The organism is Rhodococcus sp. UFZ-B548 (assembly GCF_903819475.1).
GTDB classification, from domain to species: Bacteria; Actinomycetota; Actinomycetes; order Mycobacteriales; family Mycobacteriaceae; genus Rhodococcus_F; species Rhodococcus_F erythropolis.
Genome location: NZ_CAIJDS010000107.1, coordinates 1 through 7,946 on the forward strand (window position 1 = coordinate 1; position 7,946 = coordinate 7,946).

Consider the following 7,946-nt stretch of genomic DNA (forward strand, 5'->3'; position numbering starts at 1 on the left):
TTCAACACTCCCCCGTGGTCGTCGTCGGTCGTCAGCGGCGCCGACAGATAACTCGTCGCCAATACGTGCGCAGCGACCGATTGCAGCAGCGCAGGTAAGGCATGGAGGTTCGTGGGAGCGCACCGAAAGGCTCTAGCGCGACAAATACCTACGCCGCACTCCTGACATGCCATAGGAGACAGATAGAAAGGGGGGCACGCTTCGGGCTCCTTTCGGACGCTGTGATCGAAAGTTTCTGCACAGCAGTTGAATCAAACGGAGGCGCCAACATTGGGGAGAGGCTGACTCTCGGGCCGGCCCGATCTCCTGGACTGGTCCCGCCAGCAAGCAGCACCGCTAGCGTGGCCCCTGTCACCTACATCCATAGCGGCTTCGCGCCCCCACTAGACCCCAGGGGACCCACATCGTCCCACGTGCCCAACTCAACCTGATCGATCCCTGCAACCACTCTGCTCAAAGACGGCATGTATTGCGACATCGACGAGATCGTCTGGCAGCAATGGCGGGCCTTCACTGCCCGAGTCTGCGGCCACATCGCTGTGGGCGGCCTCTCGTAGTCGTCGACGACTACGAATGTTGAGCCTGAAAACTGCAGGCTGGGCGCTCTTTTCGTGCGAACCTTGCCAGCCGACCAGAGAAACTTTTTCGCGACCCTGATGAATGGAGCGAACAGGGCCCACGATTCACAGAGGAAATACGCATATCTGGACGATTACGATCGGCTGAAGAGGAGCAGTAGACTGGTCCGTATTGGTGATATGACGATTACGACGATCGTCGATCAACAGCAGTTCTACCCCACATTGAAGGCCGTGCCATGAATCCTCTAGCACCTATTGCCAACGACGAACTAGCAGATGTGTACTGCGCATTGTGTTCCGAGTATGTCGACCTCATACAACTTTCCCCGATCGATCCACAGTACATAACCGATCTCAAGGCCGACATCAGCTCGATTCACAACGAGATCGACGCGCGCGGGATGTTCGAGTACGGGGCAGCCTGACAATTCCCTAAACGACAGCGCTATGTGTTACTACAGAGCTCGATAGAGCGTGTTTTACCGCTCCCCGATGGGGTCTCGCGCACCCCGTCAAGAAGTTTCCACCATAGCTGCGGCCACACCCCAGGTGGCCGCGACAGCGACCTCACCGTCGAAAATCTCGACGGCCCCTGGTACCGATATCAACTAGTCGTGAACTCCTAGATCACCACGCAGGACAGGTGGTCGAGGACATGCGTTAGATGCGTCCGCGCCCCGGGGGATCATCGCTGGGAGGTCCGACGGGCACACTGAGATTCCCGAAGTCCCCTGAAGCTCTCGATCCCGACGGAATCGGTAAAAAAGGCTAATTCATGGAGTGAGAAGACCTTGGAAACCGCCGACCGGAACCCATGTCGTCTGACCCGAATGCAAGGGCCTTGTACCATTGTTCGATGGCGACGTGCTCGAATGGAGCTGTCATGTCGGCGGTGATCATTGCGTGCGAAAGCTGCAAGTCGGTTCGAACTGTTGCCCTTATGAAAACGTCTTTCGAATTCTGCCGAGTTCGGGCCGGGGGTGATGCGGGGCAGTCGATCGCATGACCGCCCTATTCCGCATCCGAATTGTGGATACTGGCTGTAGTGCCTACGCCACGAATCGCTGACACGATCGGGAGAGACAGAGGACAATCGAATCCATGCGCGCTGCCGTCGAGTTTTCTACTCTCGACCTGCCGCTCGAGGAACGTATCGAGCGGTGGGAAGGGCACAACGCGGACCTGCTGATCGGGCTGCGTTGCCGCATGTTGGAGGTCGATCAGCTCGAAGCGACGGGTACCAATCTTCGACTCGACTCAGTCGACCTGGCTCGGGTGATCGGGACAGCACACGTGGTGGAGCGTGATGCCCAACTGATTCGGCAGCAGCCGTCGGATTCGGTGATGATGTACTTCAGCCTCGTCGGCGATGCTTTCTTCTACTCCGAAGATGGCATCCGTACTGTCGGCCCTGGCCAGGGCCTGGTGTTCGACGCGGACAGAGCATTCATGCGCGGCTTCTCGCACGGGCTCGAGGAGTTGGTTTTGAAACTGCCTCGATCGCTGTTCGCGGACGTGTCGGATACGGCGACGCTCTCGCGGCCCACTGTGTTCGACTTCTCTCCGAGCGGCAACGTGCACGCCGCAGCGCTCGCTCGACAGGTGGGGCGTGCCACCAGTCGACGCAATCCGACACCACCGGACGAGCACGCGATCCTCGAACTCGTCTCGGTACTGACCACCGGTGCCCGCACGAATCTGGGCTCGGCGCATCGGGCAGCCGCGCGCTCGTTCATCGAACAACGACTGCACGACGTGTCACTGTCTGCCCCGCAGGTGGCACGCGCGGTGGGGATCAGTGGCCGGCACCTGTCGCGGGTGTTCGCCGACGACGGCATCAGCGTACCCAAATACATCCTTGAACGCCGGCTCGAGCGTGCCCACGCGCAGCTCACCGGGCCCTTCGACGCGTCGGTCACCATCGCCGACATCGCTCGATCTTGCGGGTTCTCGTCCGCCACGTACTTCTCAAGTTCTTTCGTGGCCAGATTCGGCCACCGTGCATCCGATGTCCGACGCGATGCGGTGATCACGCGATCGGCGGGGTGAGACCCACGAAATCGGCCATACGTGGTCGATTTGCGCCGAGTTCGGCACCATTGCGACAACACAGCTGAGCAATGCAGGACACTCAGTCGTAGGACCCGAGATCACAGTCGGGCACGACGAAGGATGATCCCATGCCGGTGTTCGACGACGGTCAGAAGGCAACCGCATTGCCCGATTCCTCGGTGGTGGAGACCGATGTACTCATCGTCGGATCGGGGCCGGCGGGCGGATCGGTAGCCCTGCTGCTGTCAACCCTGGGCATCCCCAACATCATGATCACCAAGTACCGCTGGACGGCCAACACACCCCGCGCGCACATCACCAACCAACGGACGATGGAGATATTTCGTGATGTGGGAATCGCCGAGCAGGTGCTCGCCGACGCAACCGCGCACGAACTGGTCGGCGACACGGTGTTCTGCACATCCATCGCGGGCGAGGAGATCGGCCGAATTCGTACATGGGGAACCGGCACCGACCGTGAGGCGGACTACCAGCTCGCATCGCCGTGCTTGACCGTCGACATCCCGCAGACCTACCTTGAGCCGATCCTCGTGAAGAACGCGACGATGCGAGGAACGCAGACCCAGTTCTCGACCGAATACCTCTCACACGTGCAGGACGACGAAGGCGTGAGTGTGTCGGTGATGGATCGGCTGACCGGCAATCGCTACACGATTCGAGCGAAGTACCTCATCGGCGCGGACGGTGCCCGCTCGAAGGTGGCGGCCGACATCGATCTTCCGTTCGAGGGTGCGATGGACATCGCCGGGTCGATGAACATCACGTTCAAGGCGGACATCGCCGAGTACGTCGGGCATCGACCGTCGGTGTTGTACTGGGTGATTCAGCCCGGATCGAATGTCGGTGGCATCGGGGCCGGGTTGGTGCGGATGGTTCGGCCCTGGAACGAATGGCTCGTCGTGTGGGGGTTCGACATCTCGGGGCCGCCGCCCGTGGTGGACGAGGACGCCGCCATCCAGATCGTTCGGAACCTACTGGGCATGCATGACCTCAACGTCGAGATCACGGGAACCTCGTTGTGGGGCAACAACGAAGCCCACGCCACCCACCTACAGAACGGACGCGTGTTCTGTGCAGGTGACGCGATCCACCGACATCCACCGAGCAACGGTCTCGGCTCCAATACCTCGATCCAGGATTCCTATAATCTCGCATGGAAGCTCGCCGCGGTACTCAAAGGGCATGCCGGTGAATCCTTGCTCGATACCTACAGCGCCGAGCGCGCCCCGGTGGCGAAACGAATCGTCGAGCGGGCCAATCGTTCCAGCCGCGAATTCGCGGGCCTGTTCGAGGCTCTCGGTGTCACCGGCGCGAAGACCGAGGCAGAGATGATCGAACGAATAGAAGAGCGTAAAGCGAACACACCCGCCGGAGCTGCAAAACGAGCGGCACTCGCTGCCGCCATGGAGACCAAGAACTACGAATTCAACGCCCACGGGGTGGAATTAGGGCAGTTCTACACATCCTCGGCCATCGTGTCGGACGGTGCGCTACCGGAACCGACGCGAGACGCCGACCTGTACTACCAGGTGTCCACCCTGCCCGGTTCGCACCTTCCTCACGCCTGGGTGGGAGATCATCTGCACAAGCACGCGATGCTCGACCTTGCGCCCTACGAACGCTTCACACTCATCACCGGAGTCGCCGGATCGGCATGGGAGTCGGCAGCGGACAAGATCGGCCACGAACTCGGTGTTCCGCTCGAGACGGTTGTCATCGGACCGGGACGGCAGGTGACCGATCTCTATTTCGACTGGTCCCGGCTACGTGAGGTGTCTGAGAGCGGCGCGCTGCTCGTGCGTCCGGACAAACACATCTGTTGGCGTGCAGACGAACTCCCCGTCGACCCCGAAGATGCTCTCCGCCGGGCACTGACCGCGGTGTTGGCACGATGACCAGCGACTTCACCTACGAAGCGAACCCGATGCGCGTGCGATTCGGCGCAGGAATTCTCGAGACCGTGGCCGATGAACTCGACCACCTCGAGCTACGCCGTGTGTTGGTCCTGTGCTCCCCGAGCCAGCAGGACACCGCCGAACGAGTGGCATCGATTCTCGGTGACCGATGCGTAGGAATACGTTCTGACGCCGTGATGCACGTCCCCGCAGACCTCGCCGCCCGAGCCAGCGCCGAAGCCGTCGCTCTGGGGGCCGACGGATGCGTCGCCGTCGGTGGTGGATCGGCGATCGGGCTCGGCAAAGCCATCGCACTCAAGCATCGTTTACCCATCGTGGCCGTACCCACCACCTACGCCGGCTCGGAGATGACCCCGGTGTGGGGCATGACGACCAACGGACGCAAGGAAACCGGCCGCGATACTGCGGTATTGCCGCGCACCGTCCTCTACGACCCTGACCTGACGACAAACCTCCCAGCAGGGCTGTCCGTGACCAGCGGCATCAATGCCGTCGCGCATGCGGTGGAAGCTCTGTATGCGCCCGACATCAGCCCGATCATCGCACTGATGGCGGAGGAAGGAGTGCGGGCACTCGCGTCGGCGCTCCCGACGATCGTCGCTGATCGGGCGGACCCGCTGGGGCGCAGTGACGCCTTGTACGGTGCGTGGTTGTGCGGAGCGACGCTCGGCGCCACGACGATGTCCTTGCATCACAAGCTGTGTCATGCACTGGGCGGAACATTGAATCTGCCGCACGCCCCGACCCACACGGTGGTGCTACCGCACGTGTTGGCTTACAACCAATCGCACGCGCCGGCGGCGGTGGCAGCTCTCTCACGGGCGCTTCCCGGCACCGCAGACCCGGCCCGACGACTGTGGGACCTGTGCCGGACCCTCGACGCACCCCGATCCCTGGCTGAACTAGGCATGCAGGAGAGCGACATCGACCGGATCGCCGAGGAAGCGACGAGCCGTTCGTACGGAAATCCCCGCCCCGTCACCCACGAGGCAGTAACCACAATTCTTCGAGCAGCGTGGGCCGGCGACCGGCCGACCGAGAGCGAACGGTAGCGAGCATGGCCGACGAAACCCTCACTTACTGCACCAGTACAAAAGCACAGACAGCTGTCGAAGAACGACTGGTGGACAACGTGGTCAGATCGTTCGGCGACTGCACCGACCCCCGACTGAAGCAGGTGATGACATCGCTGGTAAGGTACCTGCACGGATTCATCCGCGATGTGCGCTTGACCGAGGCCGAGTGGAACGCCGCTATTGCGTTCCTGACCGAAGTCGGGCACATCACCGACGCCACCGCCAAGAATACATCCTGCTCTCCGACGTACTCGGCGCGTCGATGCAGACCATCAACGTCAATAATCCGGCCCACGAGGGCGCGACCGAAGCGACGGTGTTCGGGCCCTTCTTCGTCGACGATGCGCCGCGTATCGACAACGGCGGTGATGCATCAGGAGGCGCTGCAGGACAACCCTGCTGGGTCGAGGGAACCGTCCGCGACTCCGACGGCAATCCGATACCCGGTGTCAGGCTCGAAGTGTGGGAGGCCGACGAGGACGGGTTCTACGACGTTCAATACGACGACGCCCGGGTGTCCGGCAGAGCTCATCTCTATAGCGATGACAGCGGGCACTATCGATTCTGGGCGCTGACACCGACTCCGTATCCGATCCCGCACGACGGGCCGGTGGGCCGGATGCTCGCTGCGACCGGCCGCTCGCCGATGCGGGCATCGCACCTGCATTTCATGGTGACGGCACCTGGGATGCGAACATTGGTCACGTATATCTTCGTTCGCGGCGACGAACTACTGGACAGCGACACGGTGTTCGGGGTCAAGGATTCGCTGATCAAAGAATTCGTGGAGCAGTCGGCGGGTGCCCCGACACCGGACGGTCGAGAACTCGGCGACAAGTCCTGGACAAGAGCCGATTTCGACATCACGCTCGCACCTGCCGAAGGCTCCTGACGGGTCAAGACTCCACCGAGCATTAATATCGACAGGACCGTTCTGCTCGGCTTCGACAGCGCGGATGCTCTCACCAAGATCGACGTCGGCATCGCCAGAGGCCGGGCGCTAGAGATACGACGAGAAAGTGGCCCGGATCAATCTCCGGTGTCCTGCGTTGACTATCGGGCAAACGAACTTCGGGAAACGCCAGGTACACGACGGCACGCTCGTTCGGCGCCGGCTCCGCCGCAAGAGCACCTCGGAATGCCAACGGGTCCGTCGCGAGGGGTTGCCCGTTCCTCCGCACTCGACGAATGCAGATGCAGGCCGAAGTAAATCAGGAGCCACAACTGCGACCGTCGCCGCACACCAAACGTCGTCCCACCGTTGAGGGCCCCGACACCAGTCGCTGATACGACATCGATGGGAAAGTCGACAGGATGTTCCACCATCCCCGACACCGCCACACATCCCGATACTTGTTGTTTCACAGGTCATTAGACAGCGGGAGTACATTCCTCAGGACCAACTCGGCGCACAGTATATCGCAACTCACCGGCGCAAGCGGTTGGCGTGCCGACTGGGTCGCAGTGGCTGGCTTCGCAGGTGTCGCGCACGGCGCCTCAACGCGCCCATTGAGCTGTCAGCACCCCGTTGTACTGCAGAGACTTGTACGGATCGAACCGACTCTCACCCGACGAGCGAGGGATCCGACGATGGATCTGCCCAAACACCGGAGGCGGCTGACGTCGCTCAATGACCGTGCGGCGCGATCGGACACTATCCACTCACAGTAGGTCCCGGCCGTGAAGCCGCTTCTACTGTCGGCGCTCGTGTATCGCTGGCCATAGGTGAGTGACGAATTCGATTGGTAAATGAACAAGGAGAGCTGCGCCAACACACAATAACTTTGAACGCTTAGTTGTTGTGGGTATGGACGTTGCTGACGAGGGATTGAAGTAGACGGGCTGGTCCTCGGCGTAAGAATGGGAGTTGCGACACAACCGTTCTCGACCAAGAAGGACCAGCCCTGTGACACACCGTAATGCTCCACTCACCGTGGAGGGAAGACGACGCCTGATCGAGCGCTGCCAGAGTCGTCCGATCGCCCACGTCGCCGCCGAAATGGGTATCTCACGACAATGCGCCTCCACGTGGGTCAACCGTCACCGCAAATATGGTGACCTGGGACTACAGGACCGCTCCAGCGCACCGAAACACCAACCCACCGCCACAGCCGCGGAGGTCGTGGCCGACATCGAGTCGATGCGACGAACCCGGAAATGGTCCGCCTCACGCATCACGTTCGAACTCCGAATGGATGGAACGGTCATTGCTCGCCGGACCGTCACGAAAATCCTGCGGAACCTCGGATTGCACCGCCGCCGGTTCATCGACCCGAACGGCGAGAACAACCGCAAACCGC

Annotated in this window: 5 protein-coding genes and 1 pseudogene; all 6 read left to right on the forward strand. The window is 61.5% G+C overall.

Translation table 11 applies throughout. From position 1 onward, the window contains the following. The first annotated feature begins 817 nt into the window (after window positions 1-817). Window positions 818-1,006, forward strand: coding sequence for a hypothetical protein (locus H7C86_RS36215; RefSeq protein ID WP_182263449.1), 189 nt, complete (start codon window positions 818-820; stop codon window positions 1,004-1,006). A 676-nt stretch (window positions 1,007-1,682) separates the two neighbouring features. Then, window positions 1,683-2,630 (forward strand): helix-turn-helix domain-containing protein, encoded by a 948-nt coding sequence (locus H7C86_RS36220; RefSeq protein WP_182263450.1) that lies wholly within the window; start codon window positions 1,683-1,685, stop codon window positions 2,628-2,630. 131 nt (window positions 2,631-2,761) lie between these two features. Further along, window positions 2,762-4,549, forward strand: coding sequence for an FAD-dependent monooxygenase (locus H7C86_RS36225; RefSeq protein ID WP_182263451.1), 1,788 nt, complete (start codon window positions 2,762-2,764; stop codon window positions 4,547-4,549). Then, window positions 4,546-5,622, forward strand: a complete 1,077-nt coding sequence (locus tag H7C86_RS36230) for a maleylacetate reductase (RefSeq protein ID WP_182263452.1) — start codon at window positions 4,546-4,548, stop codon at window positions 5,620-5,622. The genes H7C86_RS36225 and H7C86_RS36230 overlap by 4 nt, the downstream gene beginning before the upstream one ends. Before the next feature lie 5 nt (window positions 5,623-5,627). Continuing rightward, window positions 5,628-6,538: pseudogene (locus H7C86_RS36235) on the forward strand (dioxygenase). A 1,014-nt stretch (window positions 6,539-7,552) separates the two neighbouring features. Beyond that, the coding region (locus tag H7C86_RS36240; RefSeq protein WP_182263453.1) for a helix-turn-helix domain-containing protein at window positions 7,553-7,946 on the forward strand (394 nt) is incomplete at its 3' end.

Bases quoted from the DNA above. Each gene is read 5' to 3' on its own strand.
- H7C86_RS36215 (WP_182263449.1), top strand. From the start codon at position 818: ATGAATCCTCTAGCACCTATTGCCAACGACGAACTAGCAGATGTGTAC.
- H7C86_RS36220 (WP_182263450.1), top strand. From the start codon at position 1,683: ATGCGCGCTGCCGTCGAGTTTTCTACTCTCGACCTGCCGCTCGAGGAA.
- H7C86_RS36225 (WP_182263451.1), top strand. From the start codon at position 2,762: ATGCCGGTGTTCGACGACGGTCAGAAGGCAACCGCATTGCCCGATTCC.
- H7C86_RS36230 (WP_182263452.1), top strand. From the start codon at position 4,546: ATGACCAGCGACTTCACCTACGAAGCGAACCCGATGCGCGTGCGATTC.